The sequence below is a fragment of the Cellulomonas pakistanensis genome, assembly GCF_016862755.1.
Lineage (GTDB): Bacteria > Actinomycetota > Actinomycetes > Actinomycetales > Cellulomonadaceae > Cellulomonas > Cellulomonas pakistanensis.
Genome location: NZ_BONO01000001.1, coordinates 15451 through 36572 on the forward strand (window position 1 = coordinate 15451; position 21122 = coordinate 36572).

The following is a 21122-nucleotide window of genomic DNA, read 5'->3' on the forward strand; positions in this document are numbered from 1 at the left end:
CCCGACCGACCCTAGCGGCGGGGCGCGCGGGCCGCCCTCGCGCCGACCCCCCGGCCCTCCCCTCGAGGTCGTCATATCTCGGCGAGGTCGTCATGCGTTCCTGACGACCTCGGCCGGTTGTGACGACCTCGCCGTGTCGGGGGCCGGCCCTACTCTGCGGGGCATGACGATCTCGTCGGCGCAGGCGCTGGCGTGGCGGCTCGGCCGGCAGCACCTGCTGTCCGGCGCGGCGACCGCCCACGAGGTCGTGCGCCGGCTGGGCGCCGTGCCGGCGTGGTCCGGCGACGCCGACCTCGCGGTGCGCCGTCGGCTGGCCGACCCGGCCCCGGGCGCGGTCGCGGCGGCCGTCGCCGCCGGCGACCTCATCCGCACGTTCGCGTTCCGCGGTTCGTCCCACCTGATGGCGGCCGACGAGGCCGGCGCCTACCTCGCCGTCCGGACCGCGAGCCGGCAGTGGGCCCTGCGGAGCTGGCAGGAGCACTACGACCTGCGGCCGGACGACTGGCCGGCGCTGCTCGACGCCGTGCGCGGGGCGCTGGCCGACGGGCCGCTGGACCGGGAGGCGTTCGCCGCCGCGGTGACCGCCGTCCCGCGGTTCGCCCACCTCGGCGACGCGCTGCTGCACCCGAGCATGACGCTGCTCAAGCCGATCGCGTGGCACGGCGAGCTCTGCTTCGGCCCGTCGCCGGACGGGCGGCCGACGTTCGCGTCACCGTCCGCGAGCCCACGGTGGCGCGGGCTGCCGGACCTGGACGAGGCGGGCCGCCGGGCGGTCGTCGCCTACCTCGGCGCGTACGGCCCGGCGACGCGGGCCAACCTGCACTACTGGCTGGCGGAGGGCTTGAGCGCGGGCCGGAGACGGGTCGAGCGGTGGACGGACGAGGTGCTGCGCGACGCCGCGACCGAGGTGGCGGTCGACGGTGAGCCGGCGCTGCTGCTGCGCGAGCACGTCGCCGAGGTCGAGGCCGCGGAGCCCACCGACGCGGTGACGCTGCTGGCGGCGCACGACCAGTGGGTGCTCGGCCCGGGGACGGCGGACGAGCGCGTGGTGCCGGCGGCGCGCCGGGCCGGGGTGACCCGCGGGGCGGCGCTGGTGCTGCGCGGCGGGGTCGTGGCGGGGACGTGGGCGGCCGGGCCCGGCGGTGCGCTCGACGTCACCTGGTTCGCCGAGGCGGGGTCGCCGCCGGAGGACGCGCTGGACGCCGAGGCCGACCGGCTGGGCACGCTGCTCGGGCGCGCGCTCGACCTCCGGGTCGGGCCGGGCTGAGGCGACGGGCGGGTGGCCCGTCGGCCCCGGCCGGCCCAGATGCCGAGGGCACCCACCAGGAGGACGCTCGACGTGCGCGTCGGGGCGGTACGCAGGGGGCCCGGGCGCCGACGACGAGCGAGCCCGACCGCGGCTGCGACACGTCCCGGTCGAGGCGCCGCTCCGCCAGGGGGCTTCGACATGTGCACAGGAATCCGGTTCTCGGACGGCCAGGGTCATCTCTACCTCGCCCGCAACCTCGACTGGACCAGCGGCTACGGCGAGCGCGTCGTCGTGACGCCGACGGGGTACCGCCCGCGGTCGCCGTTCGGCGCCGTGCCCGAGGTCCGGCATGCGGTCATCGGCATGGGGATCGTCGAGGACGGCACGCCGCTGTACTTCGACTGCGGCAACGACGCCGGCCTGGCCGTCGCCGGCCTCAACTTCCCCGGGTACGCCCGGTACGCGCCAGGACCCGTCGACGGCGCGACGAACGTCGCCGCGTACGAGCTCCCGTTCTGGGTGGCCGCGCGGTTCTCCACGGTGGACGAGGTGGAGGCGGCGCTCCGCGACGTCGTGGTCGTCGACCGCCCGGTCGACGAGCGCTACCCCAGCTCGCTGCTGCACTGGATCATCGGGGACGCGGACCGCGCGATCGTCCTGGAGCAGACCGCCGACGGCCTGCACGTGCACGACGACGACGTCGACGTCCTCGCGAATCAACCCGGCTTCGGCTGGCACCACGAGAACCTGCGGAACTACCTCAACGTCTCGCCGGAGTTCCCCGAGGAGACGGTGCTCGGGCGGGCGAAGCTGGCCCCGTTCGGCTCGGGGTCGCACATGCGCGGGGTCCCCGGGGACTACTCCTCCCCGTCGCGGTTCGTGCGCGCGGCCTACGTGCACGCGCACTACCCGGAGCAGGCCTCCGAGGAGGAGAACGTCAGCCGCGCCTTCCACACCCTGCAGCAGGTCGCGATGGTCGACGGCTGCGCGGCCATGGCCTCCGGCGAGTTCGAGAGGACGATCTACACCGGCCTGTTCTCGTCGCGGACCTCGACGTACTACTGGAACACCTACGAGGACCCGGCGGTGCGCAGCGTCGCGCTCGCCGACCAGGCGCTCGACGGGACGGAGCCGATCCTGGCGTAGCGGGACCCTCAGGCCCCCTCGGCCCGTCCCTCGCGCCAATACCCCATGAACGCCACGGCCTTCCGGTCCACGCCGCACGTCCCGACGAGGTGCCGCCGCAGCGTCTTGATCGCCCCGGCCTCCCCCGCGAGCCACGCGTACAGCGCGGCGGACTGGCGCAGCGGCTCACCGGTGGCGTGGTCGACGGGGACCTCCCACAGGATGCCGTCGTCGATGTCGACGTCGTCGAGCTCCATGCCCTCGGGCAGCGGGGCGTCGTGCGGCATGAGCCGCTTGCACGCGGCCTGGACCGCGGGGACGAGCAGCGAGCCGTGGTGGGCGCCGTCGCGCGGCAGCCAGCGGACCGTCACGCCGGCCGGGGCGTCGACGGGGATCGCGTCGCCGGTCACCGGGACCTCGATGAGCGCCTCGCCGCGGGCGTCGCGGGGCAGCCGCTCGAGGATGCCGGCGATGGCGGGCGCGGCGGTCTCGTCACCGGCCAGCAGCAGGCGGTCGGCGTGCGCGGGCGGGACGAAGTCGATGCCGCCCGACGGGCCCGCGTGCTCGCGGTTCGGGCCGAGGATGACGAGCGAGTCACCGACCTGGGCGCAGCCGGCCCAGGCGGACGCCGGGCCGCCGTCGCCGTGCAGCACCATGTCGACGTCGAGCTCGCGGACGTCGTTGCGGGCGGTCCGGGCCGTGTAGGTGCGGATCGGGTGCCGGAGCTCGTCCGGCAGCTCGCGCCACTGCAGGTACCAGGAGTCGCCGGTGGGGACGGCGTCGTAGCCGCACGGCAGCGGGAGCAGCAGCTTGATGCGCTGGTCGAACCCGTTGTCGGCGAACTGGTCGAGGTCCGCGCCGGTGAACGTGAACCGGCGGAACGACGGGCTGAGGTCCACGATCCGCGACACCCGGACGTCGAAGAACCGGAACGGCGTGGTGACGGCCGGCGCGGCGGTGGACGCTGTCATGCCGCCACCGTAACCCGAAGGCAAGGCTTACCTCACCCCCCATGTGACACATCCCACAGGGTGGACACCGCGGGGCCGGCCGAGGCCGGAGCGCCCGGCCGTCACGCCACCGACGTCCCGAACGCCAGCCCCAGCAGGTACGTCGCCGCGGCGGCGCCGAAGCCGATCGCGAGCTGTCGCAGCGCCCGCTTGGCCGGCGACGACCCCGACAGGACGCCGACCGTGGCGCCGGTGCCGAGCAGCGCGACACCGACCAGCCCCGAGGCGAGCGCGACCGCGGCCCAGCCCTCCATGCCCAGCAGGTACGGCAGCACCGGGACGATCGCGCCGCCCGCGAAGAAGCAGAAGCTCGCCAGCGCGGCGCCCAGCGCGCTGCCGACGGTCTCGTGCTCGTCGACCTCCTCGGTGCCCGCGCCCGCGGCGGCCGCGTCGTCCGCGGGCAGCACCACCGCGCCGCCGCCGAGCACCGACAGGTCCGCGAGCACCCCGGCGGCACGGGCCTGCGCCTCCTCGGCGCCCATCCCCCGCGCCCGGTAGACCAGCGCGAGCTCGTTCGCGTCCAGGTCGAGGTGCGGCAGCGCGTCGCGCGCCTGCGGGCTCGGGCGGGAGGCCTCGAGCAGCTCGCGCTGCGAGCGCACCGAGACGTACTCGCCCGCGCCCATGGACAGCGCGCCGGCGAGCAGGCCGGCGAGGCCCGTCAGCAGCACGGTCGACGTCGCGACGCCGCTCGCGCCGATGCCGAGCACCAGCGCGAGGTTGCTGACCAGGCCGTCGTTGGCGCCGAACACCGCCGCGCGGAACGTCCCGGACATCCGGCTGCGCCCGCGCATCGCGAGGCTGCGCACGACCTCCTCGTGGATCCGCTCGTCCGCCGCCATGGTCGGCGTGGCGTCGACGTCCTCGCCGTAGGTGGACCGCGCCTCGGCGCGCTGGGCGAGCGCGAGGACGAACACGCCGCCGAACCGCCGGGCCAGCGCGCCGAGCACGCGCGACCGGACGTCGCCGGGCAGCGGGCGGCCGACCTGGTCGCCGAGCAGGTCGAGCCAGTGCTGCTCGTGGCGCTTCTCCGCGTCGGCGAGCGCGAGCAGGATCGCGCGCTCCTCGCCGGTGCGGCGGGAGGCGAGGTCGCGGTAGGCGGCGGCCTCGGCGCGCTCGTCGGCGAGGTAGCGGCGCCAGCGGCGGATCTGGCGCCGCGTGGGCGCGACGGCGGGGGCCCCGGGGGCCTGGTCGATGGGTGGCACGGTGCTCCATGGTGGGCGCACCGGAGCCCGGAGTCACGCGATCCGCGCCGATTCGGGCGCCCGAATCGGGCGGTCCGCACGGCCCGCGCCGAGCACCCGGGGCGCCCCCGCGAGGTCGTGCGGCGAGGCGGTCCGGCGCCCGCCGGACGGCCGGCCGGGCTCAGTCCTCCCAGGGCGGCGTCTCGTCCAGCTTCGCGTAGTACTTCGCGAGGTGGCTCTTCACCCGGTCGACGTCCTTCGCCGGCAGGTCGACCCCGCCGCGCGAGCCCTGCACCACGGCCGCCGCCGCGAACACGCCGCGCGGGACGGCGACGAGCCTCCCGCCCACCACGTCGGCGATCAGCAGCTTGTATGCGGTGAAGTTCTGCTTGGCGTCGGCGTCGTACCAGACGTGCGCGTCGCGGTACTTCTCGTTCGGCTCGTCCTCGGCGTCCGCCCACGCGCGCACGCGCTTCTCGGCGGACGCCCCGTCCCACGCGCGGTCGCGGTCGGCCAGCGGCAGGTCCTGGAACGCGGTCACGGCCATCGGCCGCACCTCCTCGGCAACGCGGCGGCTGCGCAACCCCGCGGTTGCGCAGCCGCGGGGTTCAGGACGACGGGGCGGCGTCCCGGAGCTTCTGCAGCAGCGGCTCGGCGACCTCGTCGAGGAACTGCTGCTGCGCGGCGTCGCCCACCTGCACCAGGGCGATGTCGGTGAACCCGGCCTCCCAGTACGGCTGGATCTTCTCGACGATCGCGTCCAGGTCCGGCCCGCACGGGATGGTCTCCGCGACGTCGTCCGGCCGCACGTACTGGCTCGCGGCGGCGAACGCCTCGGTCGTCGGCAGGTCGGCGTTCACGCTCCACCCGCCGGCGAACCAGCGGAACTGCTCGTGCGCGCGCTGCTTCGCGGTCTCGAGATCAGGATCCCACGAGATCGGGATCTGGCCGATCTTGCGGGACGGCGGCGGGGTCTCGCCGCCGATCGACTGCGCGACCTCGGTGCGCGCCTCGTCCCAGGAGGACAGCAGCTCGGCCTCCGGGTCGGTCGCGATCAGGTGGTCGGCCAGCGGCGCGAACCGGGACACCGACTGCGCGCCCGACACGGCGATGCCGATCTCGACCGGGGCGTCCGGGAGGTCCCAGAGCTTCGCCGAGTCGGTGCGGAAGTGCACGCCGTCGAACGTCAGGCGCTCGCCGTCGAGGAGCGACCGGATGATCTCGACGGCCTCCTCCATCATGTCGTGCCGCTCGCCGACGGCCGGCCAGCGCTCTCCGACCACGTGCTCGTTGAGGTTCTCGCCGGCGCCGAGGCCGAGCGTGAACCGGCCGTCCGACAGCACGCCGAGCGTGGCGGCCTTCTGCGCGACGACCGCCGGGTGGTACCGGACGATCGGGCAGGTCACGTACGTCATCAGGTCGACGCGGGACGTCACCTGGGAGACGGCGCCGAGCAGCGACCACGCGTACGGCGCGTGGCCCTGCTCGTCGACCCACGGGAAGTAGTGGTCGGAGGAGACGAGGAAGTCGAAGCCGGTCTTCTCGGCGTCCGCCGCGTACCCCACGAGCTGCTTCGGCCCGGACTGCTCGGTCATGAGGGTGTACCCGAATCGCGTCATGCATCCGAGCCTCACACCGACCGGCCGCCCCGGCATCCCGGGGCGGCCGGCCCGGCGGTCAGGCCTGCGCGAGGGCGGCGCGCAGGGCGTCGACGAGCGGGGTGGTGGGTCGGCCGAGGAGGCGCGCCAGGTCGCCCGGCGTCGCGGCGAGCAGCCCGTCGCGGGTGTTCTCCTCCAGGGCGACGACGAACCCGACGGTGCCCTCGTCGAGCCCGGCGGCGGCCAGGTCGGCGGCGCGCTGCGCGGACGACACCGCGCGGTAGGCCACCGGCCGGCCCAGGAGCTCGGAGGCGGCCGCGGCGAGCTCGTCGAAGCCCCACGCCTCGTCGCCGGACAGCTCGTACACGGCGTCGTCGTGGCCCTCGGTCCGCAGCACCACGGCGGCGGCCGCGGCGAAGTCGTCGCGCGGCGCGGAGGCCACCCGGCCGTCGCCGTACGCGCCGACGATCTCGCCGGTCTCGCCGGCCCGCTGCACGTCGCCGAGGTAGTTCTCGGTGTACCAGCCGTTGCGCAGGATCGTGAAGACGAGGCCGGACCCGCGCAGGATCTCCTCGGTGGCCCTGTGCTCCGGCGCCAGCACCAGCGGCGACGTGTCGGCCTGCGGCGCGGACGTGTAGACGAGGCGGCGGACCCCCGCGCCCTTGGCGGCCTCGATGACCGCGCGGTGCTGCTCGACGCGCTGCCCGACCTCGCTGCCGGAGATCAGCAGGACCGTCTCGGCCCCCTCCAGCGCGGCGGCGACCGTCTCGGGCTGCCCGTAGTCGAGCCGCGCGACCCGGACGCCGCGCTCCGCGAGGTCCGCGAGCGCCTCGGTGCGGCGGCCGGCCGCGACGATGCTGCCGGCCGGGACGCCGTCGGCGAGCAGGTGGGTGACGACGAGGCGGCCGAGGTGGCCGGTGGCGCCGGTGACGACGATCGACATGGGAAGACTCCTGGAGGTAGGGCGTGCCCGGCCGCCTGACGCGTCCGGCACCCGCCCCAACGGCCCGCGAGGGTCCACCCTTCCCGGTCGCCGGTACCCACTTCCGGGTAAGGTACTGGCATGGCGGTAAGCATCGTGGCCACGACCCCGACCACCCCCGGGTTCGCGCTGAGCGACCTGCTCACCGACGGCGTGCTGTCGTCCGCGTGCCCGAGCCGGGTCGTGCTCGACCACGTCACCAGCAAGTGGGGCGTCCTCGTCCTGGTCGCGCTGTCCGAGCGGACGCTGCGCTGGGGCGAGCTCCGCCGCCTGGTCGAGGGCATCAGCGAGAAGATGCTCGCCTCGACCCTGCGCACGCTCGAGGCCGACGGCCTCGTCCTCCGCGAGGCCACCCCGTCGATCCCGCCGCGGGTCGACTACTCGCTCACCCCGCTGGGCCGCGACCTCGCGGACCACCTGCTGCCGCTCATGGGCTGGGTCGTGCGGCACGCGGACGCGATGGTCGCGCGCGGCTGACCAGCGTCGCCGGCCCGCCCGCGGCGGTCCACAGCGGGGGCGCCTACCCTTGACCCCCGCACCCCGTCACCGACCGAAGGACGAGCACGTGCGCCGTACGGCCGCCTCCCTCCTCGCCGCCTCCCTCCTGCTGCTCGCCGCGTGCGGCGACGGGGGTGGTGCGGACGACTCCGCCTCCCCGAGCGAGACCGCCTCGGCCGCCGCCACGGCGTCCGCCGAGGACGTCGCCGCGCTCGAGGGCGTGACCCTGACCGGTGAGCCCGGCCAGGAGCCGTCCTTCGAGTTCGAGCAGCCGTTCACCGTCTCCGCCCCGGTCGCGCGCGTCGCGAGCCCCGGGGAGGGCGACACGATCGCCGAGGGCGACCTGGTGACCGTGAACCTCACCGCGGTGAGCGGCGAGGACGGCAGCAGCCAGGGCTCGACCTACGGCGCCGAGCCGCAGCAGTACCTCGCGGACGCCACGGCGCTGCCCGAGGTCATGCTCGCCGAGCTCGTCGGCCAGCAGGTCGGCGCGCGCGTCCTGTACGCCGAGCCGTCGTCCGACCTCACGCTCATCTGGGCCTTCGAGATCGTGAGCACCGAGGCCGTGCCGACGCGCGCCGAGGGCACCGCGGTCACCGACCTGCCCGAGGGCCTGCCGACGGTCACCCTGGACGAGGACGGCGCGCCGTCCATCGAGCCCGTCGACGCCGAGCCGCCGACCGAGCTGGTCGTCCAGCCGCTGATCCAGGGCACGGGCGCCGCGGTCGAGGCCGGGGCGACCGTCACGATCCAGTACACGGGCTGGCTCTGGGACGGCACGCAGTTCGACTCGTCCTGGGAGCGCGGCGCGCCCGCGACCTTCCCGCTGACGAACCTCATCCAGGGCTGGCAGCAGGGCATCGCCGGCCAGCCGGTCGGCAGCCAGGTGCTGCTCGTCGTCCCGCCGGACCTCGGCTACGGCGACGAGGACTCCGGGGACATCCCCGGCGGCTCGACGCTGGTCTTCGTCGTGGACATCCTCGCCGCGTCCTGACCCACCCCGGCGCCGGCAGCGCGCCGCACCGCACGCACAGGGACCTCGGTCGCACCAGCGGCCGAGGTCCCTGTCGTCCCGCGACCCGCGTGGTTAGCCTGGCCGTCTTGGCACCGGCTCCTCGAAGGACGTGCGATGGACGCGGCAACGACGCCGACGGTCCGCAACGTGGCGCTCGTCGGCCACGGCGGATCGGGCAAGACGACACTCGCCGAGGCCCTGCTCCTGCGCGCCGGGGCCGTCCCGCGCGCCGGGCGGGTCGAGGACGGCTCGACGGTCTGCGACCACGAGCCCGAGGAGGTGGCGCGCGGCTCCTCCGTGGCGCTCGGCGTGGCCGACCTCGACTGGACGTGCAGCCAGGGCAGCACCCACCGCGTCACCCTCCTGGACACGCCGGGGTCGCCCGACTTCGCGGGGGCGGTGGACGCGGCCCTCGGCGTCGCCGACCTCGCGGTGCTGGTGGTGAGCGCCGTCGACGGGGTCCAGTCCGGGACGGAGGCGGCGTGGCGGCGGTGCGACGAGGCGGGGATCCCCCGCCTCGTCGTCGTCTCGCAGGAGAACCGCGCCCGCGCCGACTTCCACCGCGTGCTGGACCAGGTGCGCGACCTGGCCGCGCGGACCGGCCACGACCCCGCCGCGGTGCTGCCCCTGGAGCTGCCGCTCGGTGAGGAGCAGGCGCTGCACGGGGTCGCCGACGTGCTGTCGGACCGCGGGCTGGACTACGGCGCGGACGGCCGGCACCGCGACTGCGAGCTGCCCGCGGACGTCGCGGACGAGGAGCACCGGTTGCACGGCGAGGTGACGGAGGAGATCGTCGCGCACGACGACGACCAGCTGGAGCGCTACCTGTCCGGGGACGAGCCCGGCCCGGCCGACCTGGAGCGGACGCTGGCGCGCGAGGTCGCGTCCTGCGGCGCGGTGCCCGTGCTCGTGGCGTCCGCGGCGACCGGCGTCGGGATCGACCGGCTCGCCGACCTCGTGTGCGAGATCGGCCCCTCCCCGGCGGACCGGCCCGCGCGGCTCCGGGTCGGCGGCGGCGGACCGGACGACGGCGCGACCACCGAGCTGCCCGCCGACCCGGCCGGCGAGCCCGTGCTGCACGTGTTCCGGACCGTCGCCGACCCGTTCGTCGGCCAGGTGTCGGTCTTCAAGGTGCTGTCGGGGACGGTGCGGTCGGGCGACCGCCTGACGACCGCCGCCGGCACCGAGGAGCGGCTGCACGGCCTGTTCCGGCTGCGCGGGCGCGAGCACCTGCCGGTCGACGCGGTCCCCGCGGGCGGCATCGCGGCGGTGGCCAAGCTCGGCTCCGCGCCCACCGGCACGCTGCTCGCAGCCCGCGCGCAGCCGGTCCGCCCCGCGACCCTGCCCGCCCGGCCCCCCGTGATCGGCGTCGCGCTGGTGCCGGTCAGCCAGGCCGACGACGACAAGCTGTCCGCCGCGCTCACCCGGCTCGCCGCCGAGGACCCGACCCTCGTGGTCGAGCGCACCGCGCACCAGGCGGTGCTGCGCGGGCTCGGCGACGCGCACCTGGCCGTGGCGGTCGAACGGCTGGCCCGGGTGTTCGGCGTGCACGTCACCACCGAGCCCGTGCGGATCGCCTACCGGGAGACCCTCGCCCGGCCCGCCGAGGCGGAGGGCCGGCTCAAGAAGCAGTCCGGCGGGCACGGGCAGTTCGCGGTCGTGCAGCTCCGGCTCACCCCGCTGCCGCCCGGGTCCGGGTTCGCGTTCGTCGACTCCGTCGTCGGCGGCGCCGTCCCCCGGTCCTACCTGCCAGCCGTCGAGCGCGGCGCGGCCGAGGCGCTCGCCGCCGGCGGTCCACTGGGGCACCCCGTCGTCGACGTGCAGGTCGAGGTCCACGACGGCAAGGCGCACGCGGTCGACTCCTCCGACATGGCGTTCCGCACCGCCGCCGCGGCGGGCGTCCGCGCCGCGCTCGCCTCTGCCGGCACCGTGCTGCTCGAGCCGACCCTGGGCGTCACCGTCGTCGTGCCGCCCGACGCGCAGGGCGACGTGCTCGGCGACCTGTCGGGGCGGCGCGGCCGGATCTCCGCGAGCAGCACCACGGACGACGGCCGGGTGCGGATCGAGGCCGTGGTCCCCGAGGCCGAGGTCGTGCGGTACGCCCTCGACCTGCGGGCGCTCACCGGCGGACGGGGCGAGGTGCTGCTCGAGCCGGGCGGCTACGAGGTCCGGCCGGGCCACCTGACGCGGGTGTGACCGCGGCCCGGCCGGCTCAGCCCGCCGCCGCCTCGGGCACCGGCGCGCCCGACCCGAGCCGATCGGCGTAGACGTCGATCTTCCGCTCGATCGTCGCCAGGTGCTCCTGGACCTCGGCGAGGTGCGCCCGCACGGCGTCCCGGTGCGCCTCCAGCAGCGCCAGCCGCCGCGGCTCCGTGCCGTCGCCCTCCCGCACGAGCTCGGCGTACTCCCGGATCTCCCGGATCGGCATGCCGGTGGCCCGCAGCCGGGTCAGCAGGTGGATCCAGGCGAGGTCGCGCTCGGTGTACCGGCGGTGCCCGGACGACGCCCGCTCGACGGCCTCGAGCAGCAGGCCGTCGCGCTCGTAGTAGCGGAGCGTGTGGGGCGTCAGCCCGGTCGCCGCGGCGGCCTCGGCGATGGTGCGGGTGCGGCTGTCCTGGGTCACGCTCTCAGCATGCTCCTGTCGGCGGCCCGGGGACCCGCCCGCGCCGGTCGCCCTGCGCGCCGGCCCCGCCCGCCGTAGCGTCGAGGCGACATCCCCACCTTCGAGGAGGACGCGTGAAGCTCCGTCACCTGCCCCTGCGCCTGGGCGCCGGCGCCTACATCCTGAACTCCGGCCTGGACAAGCTCGGCGCCGACGAGGACACCGCGAAGGGCCTGCACGGCACCGCCGCCGGGGCGTACCCGTTCCTCGCGGACGTGGACCCGAAGACGTTCACGAAGGCGCTCGCGGTGACCGAGGTCGGGCTGGGCACCGCGCTGCTCGTCCCGGTCTTCCCCCGCGTCGCCGTCGCGACCGGGTTCACCGCGTTCTCCGCGGCGCTCGTCGGGATGTACTTCCGCACCCCCGCGCTGCACCGCGGCGAGGGCGACCCGCGGCCCAACCCGAACGGCATCGGGATCGCCAAGGACGTCGTGATCCTCGGCGCCGCGGCGTCGTACCTCATCGACACGCTGACGTCCTCGGCGAAGAAGGCCGGCGTGAAGGCGGCGAAGAAGGCCAAGGGCGCCGTCCACCGCTGACGGTCCCGGACGACGACGGCGACCCCGGGCCCGGGCTCGGGGCCGCCCCGTCGTCCGCCGCCCCGAGACGACCGCGGTGCGTCGGCCGACCCGCGCGACCTGCGACCTGCGGCCGCTCGGCCCCGACGCGGACGTCCTGGTGGCGGTGCTGGGCTGACCGGACCGCCCGCGATCCCGGGGTGGTCGGGGCGCGGGCGCCGTGCCACCCTCGACCGCATGGCCCGGTTCTTCGACGTCCACCCCCACGACCCGCAGGCCCGGTCGATCGGCCAGGTCGTGCAGCTGCTGCGCGACGACGCGCTGATCGCCTACCCGACCGACTCCGGGTACGCCCTCGGCTGCCGGATGGAGAGCCACACCGGCGCCGACCGGATCCGCGCGATCCGGCACCTGACCGACAAGCACCACTTCACGCTGATGTGCACGGACTTCGCGCAGCTCGGGCAGCTCGTGCGGCTCGACAACGCGCCGTTCCGCGCGATCAAGGCCGCGACGCCCGGGCCGTACACGTTCATCCTCCCGGCGACCAAGGAGGTGCCGCGGCGGCTCGCCCACCCGAAGAAGAAGACCGTCGGCGTGCGCATCCCCGACAGCCGGGTGGTGCAGGCGATCCTGCACGAGCTCGGCGAGCCGCTGCTGTCCTCGACGCTGATCCTGCCGGGCGACACCGAGCCGCAGACCGACGGCTGGACGGTCAAGGAGGAGCTCGACCACGTGGTCGACGCCGTGATCGAGGCCGGCGAGGTCTCCGCCGCACCCACGACGGTCGTCGACTGGTCGGAGGGCTACCCCGAGGTGGTCCGCGAGGGCGCCGGCGACCCGGACCGGTTCTCCTGATGCTCGAGGAAAGGCCGGCCTCCGCAGTCGTCCCGTGGCCCGAGCACGGCGCCGGGGAACCGATCGCAGGAAGCCGGGTCGACCAGCTACTCGCCGAGACGCGCGGCGAGCACTGACGTTGACCGCACTCCCCGACGACCCCGGCTTCCCCGCCGCCACCGCGCCCGGCGCGCGGGACCTGGCCGAGCTCGACGGCGCCGTCGTCGAGTGCCGCGCCTGCCCGCGGCTCGTCGCCTGGCGGGAGCACGTCGCGACGGTGAAACGCGCCGCCTACCGGGACCAGGAGTACTGGGCGCGGCCCGCGCCCGGCTTCGGCGACCCCGAGGCGCGCGTCCTGGTCGTCGGCCTGGCCCCCGCGGCGCACGGCGCGAACCGGACGGGCCGGATGTTCACCGGCGACCGTTCCGGCGACTTCCTGTTCGCGGCGATGCACCGCGTCGGCATGGCGTCGCAGCCGACGTCCGTGCACGCCGGCGACGGGCTCACGCTCACCGGGGTGCGGATCACCGCGCCGGTGCACTGCGCGCCGCCGGACAACAAGCCGCTGCCCGAGGAGCGGCACCGCTGCGGGCCGTGGCTCGCGCGCGAGCTCGAGATCGTGCGCCCGCGGGTCGCGCTCGTGCTCGGGGCGTTCGGCTGGGACGCGCTGCTCCGCACGCTCGGCGAGCAGGGCTGGGCGGTGCCGCGCCCGCGCCCGCGGTTCGGCCACGGCGCCGAGGTCGTGCTGGACCGCCCGGGCACGGGCGAGCGCCTGACCCTGCTGGGCTGCTTCCACGTCAGCCAGCAGAACACCTTCACCCGCCGCCTGACCCCGGACATGCTCGACGCGGTCCTGCTCCGCGCCCGCGCCCTCGCCGCCTGACGCCGGCGCCGCCTGCCGCCTGCCGCCTGCCGCCGAGGTCGAGGGTTTCCCGGCGCGAGCCGGTCGGAGACCCTCGACCTCGACGGGAACGCTCGACCTCGGCCGGGCGGGCGCGCGGTCGGGCCGGGCGGACCGGGGTCAGGCGAGCGTGCGGCCGCCCGTCACGCCGATGCGCTCGCCCGTGATGTAGCTGCTCTCCTGGCTCGCGAAGAAGACGTACGCCGGGGCGAGCTCGGCCGGCTGGCCCGCGCGGCCCAGCGGAGTGTCCGCGCCGAACTCCTTCACCTTCTCCTCCGGCATCGTCGCGGGGATCAGCGGGGTCCAGATCGGCCCGGGCGCCACGGCGTTGACCCGGATCCCCTGCTCGGCGACCTGCTGCGCCAACGCCTTCGTGAAGTTGAGGATGCCGGCCTTGGTCGTCGCGTAGTCGATGAGCTGCGGGCTGGGCTCGTACGCCTGCACCGACGTGGTGTTGATGATGCTCGACCCCGGCTGGAGGTGCGGCAGCGCGGCCTTGGTGATCCAGAACATCGCGTACAGGTTCGTCTTGAACGTGCGGTCGAGCTGCTCGGTCGTGAGGTCGAGCAGGCCGCCGTCCTGGGCCATCTGGTACGCCGCGTTGTTCACGAGCACGTCGAGACCGCCGAGCTCGGACACGGTGCGCTCGACGAGCTGCGCGCAGAACGCCTCGTCCCGGATGTCGCCGGGCAGGGTGAGCGCGCGGCGGCCGGCGGCCTCGACGAGCCGGACCGTCTCCTGCGCGTCCTCCTCCTCGTCGGGGAGGTAGACGATCGCGACGTCGGCGCCCTCCCGGGCGAACGCGAGGGCGACCGCGCGGCCGATGCCGGAGTCGCCGCCGGTGATGAGGGCGCGCTTGCCCTCAAGCCGGCCGGAACCGACGTACGACTCCTCGCCGTGGTCGGGCTGCTGCCGCATGTCGTCCGTGAGGCCGGGGTGCGGGATGTTCTGGGCCGGCTGCTCCGGCTCGGGGTGCTGGGTCTGCGGGTCCTGGGGCGTGGTCTGGTCGCTCATGCTCATCCATCGTCCGCACCGTTCGGCCGACCGCCACCGGAGCGGGTGAACCGTCGGCGTGTCGGCCCCCGGCGAGTCGTCCCGAGTTGCCCCGTCGGGGCCGGTCACCCCACAGTGGCCGTCGGCCACCCGCGCTCCGACCCGCACGTCCACGTCGCGCGCACAACCGCCGCACAGGCCCCCCGCAGGGGAGGTCCTAGGGTGGCGGTCCGGACCTGAGGAGGAACGTGAGCCAAGCCGACGAGCAGTACGTCGAGATCTGGGGCGACCGCGTGTCGATGCGCGACCTCGTCCTCGCGCTCGCGGTCACGGCGGCGGCCACGGTCGCCGCGGTCGTCGTCGGGCGCGCGCTCGGGTCCTCGGAGTTCTTCTGGGGCCTCGGCGGGGCCGTGGTCGGCTTCGGCGCCTCGATGGCGCTCGTCCGGCCGAAGCGGGACGTGCGGATCGTCGCCGACGAGGACACCGAGGCGGGGCCGCCACCGGCCTGACGCCGCCCGTCCCCCCGCGCCAGCCGCCACGACGCCCCCATCCGGACGGGCGCCCCGCACCGAAAGACCTCCGTGGACCTCTCCCTGCTGCTGCCGATGGTCGCCGCCGCCCTCGCGGCCGTCGCGCTGTACACGCTGATCGGGTTCATCCCGGGCACCGACGAGACGTCGGTGCTGCTGCCCGTGACGCTCGCGCTCGTCCTCGCGGGCACCGACCCGCAGGTCGTGCTGGCGTTCTTCATCGCCGCCGTCGTCACGCTCAACCTGACGAACTCGATCCCGACCGCGCTGGTCGGCCTGCCCGGCGGCGTGCTGTCCGCGCCGATGATCGACCACGCCCTGCTGCTCAAGCGGGAGGGTCTCGCGGCGGAGACGATCCGCAAGATGGCGGCGGGCTCGGTGGTCGGCACGCTGGTCTCGGTGCCGCTGGCGCTGCTGATCGCGAGCGCGATCACGCCGTTCGCCGACCAGCTCCGGGAGTACGGGTCGCTGCTGTTCGTCGGCGGCGCGGTCGTCCTGGCGCTCATCGGGAAGAACAAGCTGCTCTCGCTGCTGGCGATCATCCCGCTCGGCCTGCTGTTCCAGGGCGTGCAGGCGCTGTACCGGCAGACCGGCGTGCTGCCCGAGGACGGCACGATCACGGTGTCGTTCTTCCTGTCGATCACGGCCGGCCCGCTGCTGCTCAGCCTGGCGACGCTGCTCAACCCGACGCTGCGCGCCGCGCTCCCGCGCGCCGGGCGCACCCCGATCGTCATCACGCGGTCGGAGCTGCGGGGCGCGCCGCTGAACCCGCGCCGGCTGCTGACCCGCGCCGAGCTCGGCACCTCGGCCACCGTGTCGGCCGCGTCCACGCCGCTGTTCTTCCTCAGCCCCGTCGCGCTCACGCTCCTCATGGGCGAGGCGTCCGGCGCCCGCGCGCAGGAGCCGGTGCAGCGGTCGTCCCGGGCGGTCACGTCGATGGCCGCGCTCGCGCACTCGACCTACCTGGCGGGCGTCATCATCCCGCTGCTGGCGGTCGGGCTGCCGCTGTCGCCCGTCGCCGTCGGCCCCGCCAACGCGCTGTTCAACGCGCCGCCCGTGCTCACCCTCGACGACAACCTGCACCACATGCTGTCGACGACGCAGTTCGTGGTCGCGGTGGTCGTCGGCGGGGCGCTCGCGCTCGTGCTGTCGTACGTGCTGGCGGTCCGGTACTCGTTCCGGCTCACCGCGCTGGTCACCCGCTACGTGCCGCACGAGGCCGTGCTGGCGCTGTTCGTCGTGTTCGTCCTGCTCCTCGCCTACCTGGACGCGGGGCTCGTCAACGTCTTCGCCGTGCTGCTGGTCGGGCTGACCTGCGGCACGCTGAACCGGTTGGGCGTCAACTTCGGGGTGCAGTTCATGTCGCTGTACGCGGCCCCGTGGTTCGTGGCGCACCTGATGTGAGGAGTCGGACCATCTCGAGCTCGAACCCGCGCAGCACCGGCCCGGGCGCCCCGCGCGCCACCGGGACGGGGCACACCCGCGCGAAGGCGATCCTGGTCGGCGAGCACGCCGTCGTGTACGGCGAGCCCGCGATCGCGCTGCCGCTCGCGAGCCTGCCGATGCGCGCCGTCGCCCGCCGCGAGGAGGGCCCGCTGACGCTCGAGTCCGTGCTGTACTCCGGCGCGCTGTCCGACGCCCCCGAGCAGCTCGCCGCCCCGGTCGCCGCCGTCGAGGCGACGCTCGACCACCTCGGGCTGCCGCACCGCGACGTCGTGCTCTCGACCGAGTCGACCATCCCCGCCGCCCGCGGCCTCGGGTCGAGCGCCGCCACCGCCGGGGCGCTCGCGCTCGCGCTGGCCGACCTCGCCGGGCGCACCCTCACGGCCCAGGAGCACTTCGACCTCGTCCAGGTCGGCGAGCGGGTCGCGCACGGCAACCCGAGCGGCCTGGACGCCCGCACCACCGCCTCGACCGAGCCGGTGTGGTTCCAGGCCGGCGAGATCCGGCCGCTCGACCTCGCCCTGCGCGCGCACCTCGTGGTCGCCGACACCGGCGTGCACGGGCGGACCCGCGTCGCGGTCGCCGACGTCCGCTCGTTCCGGGACCGGCACCCGGCGCGCGGCACGGAGCTGATCGCGGAGCTCGGCGCGATCACCCGGGACGTGGTCGACGACCTGGCGCTCGACCGTCCCGCGGAGCTCGGGGCGCGGATGACCCGCGCGCACGGAGCCCTCGCGGAGCTCGGCGTCTCGTCCCCGGAGCTCGACCGGCTGGTCGGCGCGGCCCTCGCGGCGGGCGCGCTCGGCGCCAAGCTCACGGGCGGTGGCCAGGGCGGATGCATGCTCGCCCTCGCGGCCGACGCGGCCTCCGCTGGTACGATCGCCGCTGCCCTGCGCCGCGCGGGAGCGGCGCGCACGTGGCTGCACCGGACCGACGCGCGGCGCCCCGCCGCCCCCTCCGCCCAGGTGCCCCTCGCATGACTGACTCCGCGACCGCCGTCGCGCACGCGAACATCGCGCTCGCCAAGTACTGGGGCAAGCGGGACGAGGCGCTGGCGCTGCCCGCGACGTCCAGCCTGTCGCTCACGCTCGACGCGTTCCACGCCACCACGACCGTGACGCCCGACCCCGACGCCGGCGAGGACACGGGGACGCTCGACGGCCGCCCGATGTCCGACGGCGAGGTCGTGCGCGTCCGCCGGTTCCTCGACCTGGTGCGGTCGCTGGCCGGGTCGTCGCTGCACGCGTCCGTCGACTCGGTGTCCACCGTGCCGACCGGCGCGGGACTGGCGTCGTCCGCGAGCGGGTTCGCCGCGCTGGCCGGGGCCGCGGCCGCCGCCTACGGCCTGGACCTCGACCCGCGCGCGCTGTCCCGGCTGGCCCGCCGCGGCTCCGGCTCCGCGGCTCGCTCGGTGTTCGGCGGCCTGGTCGTCTGGCACGCCGGCACCGACGACGCCTCGTCGTTCGCGGAGCCCGTGCCCGGCGGCGAGGCGGGCGGCCCGCTCGACCCCGCGATGGCCGTGGTCGTGCTGGACGCCGGCCCCAAGTCGATCTCGTCCCGCGAGGCCATGCGCCGCACCGTCGAGACGTCGCCGTTCTTCCCGTCCTGGACGGAGTCGACGGAGGTCGACGTCGCCCTGATGCTCGACGCCGTGCGCGCCGGCGACCTGCCGACGCTCGGGGCGCTCGCCGAGTCGAACGCCCTGCGGATGCACGCCACGATGCTCGGCGCCCGCCCGCCGGTCCGGTACTGGACCGCGCACACGGTCGGCGTGCTGGACCAGGTGCAGGCGCTGCGGGCGGACGGCCTGCCCTGCTGGGCGACGATCGACGCCGGCCCGAACGTCAAGGTGCTGTGCGCGGGGCGCGACCTGCCCGCCGTCGCCGAGGCGCTCTCCGAGGGCGGCACCCGCCGCGTCGTGACGGCGCGACCCGGGCCGGACCTGCGCGTGACCGCCGGGGGTGCCGCATGACCGCCGCTGCCGGGCCCGTCGCGCCCCCCGCGGCCCCGATCGAGGTCAGCGCCCCCGGCAAGCTGTTCGTCGCCGGCGAGTACGCCGTCGTCGAGGCCGGGTACCCCGCCGTGCTCGTCGCCGTCGACCGGCACGTCACCGTGCGGCTGGCGCGCGCCGAGGGCGCCGGCTCGATCGCGTCCGACCAGTACGGCCGGCTGCCGGTCGTCTGGCGCCGCGACGGCGGCCGGGTCGTGCTCGACCACGACAGCCGCCCGTTCGACTACGTGCTCGCCGCCATCGACGTCGTGGAGCGGTTCGCCGCCGAGCAGGGCCGCGAGCTCGGCTTCTACGACATCACGATCACCTCCGAGCTCGACGACCAGTCCGGCCGGAAGTTCGGCCTGGGCTCGTCGGCCGCGGTGACCGCCGCGACCGTCCGCGCGCTCGACCGGTTCTACGCGCTCGACCTGCCCACCGAGCGGCTGCTGCGCCTGGCGCTGCTGGCGACCGTCGCGGTGAACCCGATGGGCTCCGGCGGCGACGTCGCGGCGAGCCTGTACGGCGGGTGGATCCGGTACGCCGCGCTGGACCGCGAGTGGCTCCGCTCGGCGCAGGCCGCCGCGCAGGCGTCCGGGGCCGTGCGCCCGCTCACCGCGCTGCTCGAGGCCGACTGGCCGGGGCTGTCCGTCCGCCGGCTGCCGACCCCGGGCACCATGCGGCTGGTCGTCGGCTGGACCGGGGTGCCGGCGTCGACCACCCGGCTGGTCGAGCGCATGCAGTCGCGCAAGGGTGCCGCCGAGGCGCACTACCCCGACTTCCTCGCCGCGTCCCGGGAGTGCGTGGACGCGCTGGCCGACGCGATCGAGCGCGACGACGCCGCCGCGGCGAAGGCGCAGATCCACCGCGCGCGCGGCCTGCTGACCTCGCTGGCGCGCGCCGCCGGCGTCGACATCGAGACGCCCGCGCTGCGCGCGCTGTGCGAGACGGCCGAGAGCGTCGGGGCCGCGGCCAAGTCGTCCGGCGCGGGCGGCGGCGACTGCGGCATCGTGCTCGTCGACGCCGACACCGACCTCGAGCCGATGCTGCGGGACTGGGCGCTGTCCGACGTGCGGCACCTGTCGCTCCGGGTGCAGCAGCCGTGCGACGCCGGGGACGCCTCGTGACCGCCGGCGACGCGCCCCTGTCGGCGCAGGACCAGCCGGTCGGGCCCGGCGCGGCCGCGGCCGCCTCCGAGGCGGCGGGCACCGACCCGACGACGCCGGCCGAGCAGGACGCGCGCCGCAAGGACGACCACGTCCGCCTGGCCGTCGCGCAGCACGCCGAGCCCGGCCCGAGCGACTTCGACCACGTCCGGCCGATGAACCACCCGCTCGCCGCGGGCGACCGGTCGCAGGTGTCGCTGCGCACGACGGGCCGGGTGCTCGACTGGACCGTGCCGCTCTACATCAACGGCATGACCGGCGGCACCGCCCACACGGCGACGATCAACCGCGCGCTGGCGCTGGCCGCCCGCGAGACCGGCGTGCCGATCGGCTCGGGGTCGACCGGCATCCTGCACCGCGAGCCGGCGGCGATCCCGTCGTTCCGGGTGCTGCGCGACCTCAACCCGGACGGCTTCGTGCTGGCGAACGTCAACGCCAACCTCACGCCCGCCCAGGCGCGCAGGTCGGTCGAGATCCTCGGCGCGGACGCCCTGCAGGTGCACGTGAACCCGGCGCAGGAGATCGTCATGCCGGAGGGCGACCGCGACTTCACGCGCTGGGCGGACAACATCGCCGCGATCGTCGACGGCGCCGGCGTTCCTGTCGTCGTCAAGGAGGTCGGCGCGGGCATGAGCCGCGGCACCGTCGAGCGCCTGCGCGACCTCGGCGTGGCGGCCGTCGACGTGTCCGGCCGCGGCGGCACCGACTTCACCGCGATCGAGTCCGCCCGCCGCACCGACGGCGGCATGGACTACCTGGCGTCGTGGGGCCAGTCGGCCGTCGAGGGCCTGCTGGACGCGTCGTCGGTCGACGGCGTCGACCTGCTCGCGTCCGGCGGCGTCCGGAACCCGCTCGACGTGGTGCGGGCGCTGGCGCTGGGTGCCACCGCGGTCGGCGTCGCGGGCGGCTTCCTGCGCACGCTGCTCACCGACGGCGAGGCCGCCCTGGTCGCCCGCATCGAGTCGTGGCTGACCCAGGTCGGGGACATCATGACCCTGCTCGGTGCCCGCACGGTGACCGACCTGCGCCGGGTCGACCTGCTGGTCACCGGGCCCGTCCGGGAGTTCTGCGAGCTGCGGGGCGTCGACGCGGCGTCCTTCGCCCGCCGCAGCGGCCTGTAGGCACCCGGCTCCCGCCACCGCGTCCTCGGCGTACCCGGAGCTCTTCTCGAGAACATGGACACCGTGTCCCTCGGCGGACCCGGAGTTCTTCTCGAGCACGTGGACACCGCGTACCTCGGCGGACCGGGAGTTCTTCTCCAGCACGTGTACACCGTGTCCCTCGGCGATGGGAGGACTTCCGTCCGAGCATGCGTACGCCGCGTCCCTGGGGTACTCGGTGTACGCATGCCCAGGAAGAACTCGTGCCCCGCTGAGTGACACGGTGTACACGTCGGCCCTGCTTGGAGACGCCGAGGAGGCAGG

21 protein-coding genes are annotated in these 21122 nt (G+C 75.6%); 14 read left to right on the forward strand and 7 right to left on the reverse strand.

Features of this window, described 5'->3' with window-relative positions:
- Positions 1–163: 163 nt before the first annotated feature.
- The gene (locus tag Cpa01nite_RS00085; RefSeq protein WP_203666697.1) at positions 164–1267 is read left to right on the forward strand and encodes a DNA glycosylase AlkZ-like family protein; all 1104 of its coding nucleotides are present in this window, start codon (positions 164–166) and stop codon (positions 1265–1267) included.
- A gap of 180 nt (positions 1268–1447) precedes the next feature.
- Positions 1448–2395 carry a choloylglycine hydrolase gene (gene bsh, locus Cpa01nite_RS00090; protein WP_203666698.1) on the forward strand — a complete coding sequence of 316 codons (948 nt, stop codon included), beginning with the start codon at positions 1448–1450 and terminating at the stop codon, positions 2393–2395.
- Between the two features lie 8 nt (positions 2396–2403).
- Here the strand turns inward: bsh and Cpa01nite_RS00095 are convergent, their stop codons facing one another.
- The 5 genes from Cpa01nite_RS00095 to Cpa01nite_RS00115 all read right to left on the reverse strand — a co-directional run bounded on the left by Cpa01nite_RS00095 (position 2404) and on the right by Cpa01nite_RS00115 (position 7106).
- Entirely contained in the window at positions 2404–3345 is a 942-nt protein-coding gene (locus Cpa01nite_RS00095) for a siderophore-interacting protein (RefSeq protein WP_203666699.1), read from the reverse strand.
- 101 nt (positions 3346–3446) lie between these two features.
- The gene (locus Cpa01nite_RS00100) at positions 3447–4586 is read right to left on the reverse strand and encodes a VIT1/CCC1 transporter family protein (RefSeq protein ID WP_203666700.1); all 1140 of its coding nucleotides are present in this window, start codon (positions 4584–4586) and stop codon (positions 3447–3449) included.
- A gap of 160 nt (positions 4587–4746) precedes the next feature.
- Positions 4747–5112, reverse strand: coding sequence for a hypothetical protein (locus Cpa01nite_RS00105; protein WP_203666701.1), 366 nt, complete (start codon positions 5110–5112; stop codon positions 4747–4749).
- A 61-nt stretch (positions 5113–5173) separates the two neighbouring features.
- Positions 5174–6184: a TIGR03557 family F420-dependent LLM class oxidoreductase gene (locus tag Cpa01nite_RS00110; protein WP_203666702.1), complete on the reverse strand. Its 1011-nt coding sequence runs from the start codon at positions 6182–6184 to the stop codon at positions 5174–5176.
- A gap of 58 nt (positions 6185–6242) precedes the next feature.
- Positions 6243–7106: an SDR family oxidoreductase gene (locus Cpa01nite_RS00115; protein ID WP_203666703.1), complete on the reverse strand. Its 864-nt coding sequence runs from the start codon at positions 7104–7106 to the stop codon at positions 6243–6245.
- Positions 7107–7226: 120 nt separating this feature from the next.
- On the opposite strand from Cpa01nite_RS00115, the gene Cpa01nite_RS00120 reads away from it, so the two are divergent.
- From Cpa01nite_RS00120 to Cpa01nite_RS00130, 3 genes are all read left to right on the forward strand, one after another.
- A complete protein-coding gene (locus Cpa01nite_RS00120; protein WP_203666704.1) occupies positions 7227–7622 on the forward strand; it encodes a winged helix-turn-helix transcriptional regulator in 396 nt (131 codons plus the stop codon).
- 88 nt (positions 7623–7710) lie between these two features.
- Complete coding sequence (locus tag Cpa01nite_RS00125) at positions 7711–8637, forward strand: FKBP-type peptidyl-prolyl cis-trans isomerase (RefSeq protein ID WP_203666705.1); 927 nt, start codon at positions 7711–7713, stop codon at positions 8635–8637.
- 135 nt (positions 8638–8772) lie between these two features.
- Positions 8773–10854 (forward strand): elongation factor G, encoded by a 2082-nt coding sequence (locus Cpa01nite_RS00130; protein WP_203666706.1) that lies wholly within the window; start codon positions 8773–8775, stop codon positions 10852–10854.
- Positions 10855–10870: 16 nt separating this feature from the next.
- Here Cpa01nite_RS00130 and Cpa01nite_RS00135 read toward each other — a convergent pair whose 3' ends face one another.
- Positions 10871–11281 (reverse strand): MerR family transcriptional regulator, encoded by a 411-nt coding sequence (locus tag Cpa01nite_RS00135; RefSeq protein WP_203666707.1) that lies wholly within the window; start codon positions 11279–11281, stop codon positions 10871–10873.
- Between the two features lie 113 nt (positions 11282–11394).
- Here Cpa01nite_RS00135 and Cpa01nite_RS00140 point away from each other — a divergent pair, with 113 nt between their 5' ends.
- From Cpa01nite_RS00140 to Cpa01nite_RS00150, 3 genes are all read left to right on the forward strand, one after another.
- The gene (locus Cpa01nite_RS00140; protein WP_203666708.1) at positions 11395–11859 is read left to right on the forward strand and encodes a DoxX family membrane protein; all 465 of its coding nucleotides are present in this window, start codon (positions 11395–11397) and stop codon (positions 11857–11859) included.
- A 216-nt stretch (positions 11860–12075) separates the two neighbouring features.
- On the forward strand, positions 12076–12696 hold the full coding sequence (locus Cpa01nite_RS00145; protein WP_203666709.1) for an L-threonylcarbamoyladenylate synthase: 621 nt from the start codon (positions 12076–12078) through the stop codon (positions 12694–12696).
- A 118-nt stretch (positions 12697–12814) separates the two neighbouring features.
- Positions 12815–13558, forward strand: a complete 744-nt coding sequence (locus tag Cpa01nite_RS00150) for a uracil-DNA glycosylase (protein ID WP_275406174.1) — start codon at positions 12815–12817, stop codon at positions 13556–13558.
- A 138-nt stretch (positions 13559–13696) separates the two neighbouring features.
- Here Cpa01nite_RS00150 and Cpa01nite_RS00155 read toward each other — a convergent pair whose 3' ends face one another.
- Positions 13697–14590: an SDR family oxidoreductase gene (locus Cpa01nite_RS00155; protein WP_203666710.1), complete on the reverse strand. Its 894-nt coding sequence runs from the start codon at positions 14588–14590 to the stop codon at positions 13697–13699.
- Positions 14591–14817: 227 nt separating this feature from the next.
- Between Cpa01nite_RS00155 and Cpa01nite_RS00160 the strand changes: the two genes are divergently transcribed.
- The 6 genes from Cpa01nite_RS00160 to fni all read left to right on the forward strand — a co-directional run bounded on the left by Cpa01nite_RS00160 (position 14818) and on the right by fni (position 20819).
- The gene (locus Cpa01nite_RS00160) at positions 14818–15078 is read left to right on the forward strand and encodes a hypothetical protein (RefSeq protein ID WP_203666711.1); all 261 of its coding nucleotides are present in this window, start codon (positions 14818–14820) and stop codon (positions 15076–15078) included.
- Positions 15079–15150: 72 nt separating this feature from the next.
- A complete protein-coding gene (locus Cpa01nite_RS00165) occupies positions 15151–16503 on the forward strand; it encodes a tripartite tricarboxylate transporter permease (protein ID WP_203666712.1) in 1353 nt (450 codons plus the stop codon).
- Positions 16500–17522, forward strand: a complete 1023-nt coding sequence (mvk, locus tag Cpa01nite_RS00170; RefSeq protein ID WP_203666713.1) for a mevalonate kinase — start codon at positions 16500–16502, stop codon at positions 17520–17522. The genes Cpa01nite_RS00165 and mvk overlap by 4 nt, the downstream gene beginning before the upstream one ends.
- The gene (gene mvaD, locus Cpa01nite_RS00175; RefSeq protein ID WP_203666714.1) at positions 17519–18514 is read left to right on the forward strand and encodes a diphosphomevalonate decarboxylase; all 996 of its coding nucleotides are present in this window, start codon (positions 17519–17521) and stop codon (positions 18512–18514) included. Before mvk ends, mvaD begins: the two co-directional genes overlap by 4 nt.
- Positions 18511–19659: a phosphomevalonate kinase gene (locus tag Cpa01nite_RS00180; RefSeq protein WP_203666715.1), complete on the forward strand. Its 1149-nt coding sequence runs from the start codon at positions 18511–18513 to the stop codon at positions 19657–19659. The genes mvaD and Cpa01nite_RS00180 overlap by 4 nt, the downstream gene beginning before the upstream one ends.
- A complete protein-coding gene (gene fni / locus Cpa01nite_RS00185) occupies positions 19656–20819 on the forward strand; it encodes a type 2 isopentenyl-diphosphate Delta-isomerase (protein ID WP_239068405.1) in 1164 nt (387 codons plus the stop codon). Before Cpa01nite_RS00180 ends, fni begins: the two co-directional genes overlap by 4 nt.
- The last annotated feature ends 303 nt before the right edge of the window (positions 20820–21122 follow it).

What these genes read in the sequence shown, in the direction of transcription:
- Cpa01nite_RS00120 (WP_203666704.1), top strand. Translation starts at nt 7,227, where the DNA reads ATGGCGGTAAGCATCGTGGCCACGACCCCGACCACCCCCGGGTTCGCG.
- Cpa01nite_RS00085 (WP_203666697.1), top strand. Translation starts at nt 164, where the DNA reads ATGACGATCTCGTCGGCGCAGGCGCTGGCGTGGCGGCTCGGCCGGCAG.
- Cpa01nite_RS00155 (WP_203666710.1), bottom strand. Translation starts at nt 14,590, where the DNA reads ATGAGCGACCAGACCACGCCCCAGGACCCGCAGACCCAGCACCCCGAG.
- Cpa01nite_RS00095 (WP_203666699.1), bottom strand. Translation starts at nt 3,345, where the DNA reads ATGACAGCGTCCACCGCCGCGCCGGCCGTCACCACGCCGTTCCGGTTC.
- Cpa01nite_RS00145 (WP_203666709.1), top strand. Translation starts at nt 12,076, where the DNA reads ATGGCCCGGTTCTTCGACGTCCACCCCCACGACCCGCAGGCCCGGTCG.
- Cpa01nite_RS00115 (WP_203666703.1), bottom strand. Translation starts at nt 7,106, where the DNA reads ATGTCGATCGTCGTCACCGGCGCCACCGGCCACCTCGGCCGCCTCGTC.
- Cpa01nite_RS00130 (WP_203666706.1), top strand. Translation starts at nt 8,773, where the DNA reads ATGGACGCGGCAACGACGCCGACGGTCCGCAACGTGGCGCTCGTCGGC.
- Cpa01nite_RS00110 (WP_203666702.1), bottom strand. Translation starts at nt 6,184, where the DNA reads ATGACGCGATTCGGGTACACCCTCATGACCGAGCAGTCCGGGCCGAAG.
- mvaD (WP_203666714.1), top strand. Translation starts at nt 17,519, where the DNA reads ATGACTGACTCCGCGACCGCCGTCGCGCACGCGAACATCGCGCTCGCC.
- Cpa01nite_RS00105 (WP_203666701.1), bottom strand. Translation starts at nt 5,112, where the DNA reads ATGGCCGTGACCGCGTTCCAGGACCTGCCGCTGGCCGACCGCGACCGC.
- bsh (WP_203666698.1), top strand. Translation starts at nt 1,448, where the DNA reads ATGTGCACAGGAATCCGGTTCTCGGACGGCCAGGGTCATCTCTACCTC.
- Cpa01nite_RS00180 (WP_203666715.1), top strand. Translation starts at nt 18,511, where the DNA reads ATGACCGCCGCTGCCGGGCCCGTCGCGCCCCCCGCGGCCCCGATCGAG.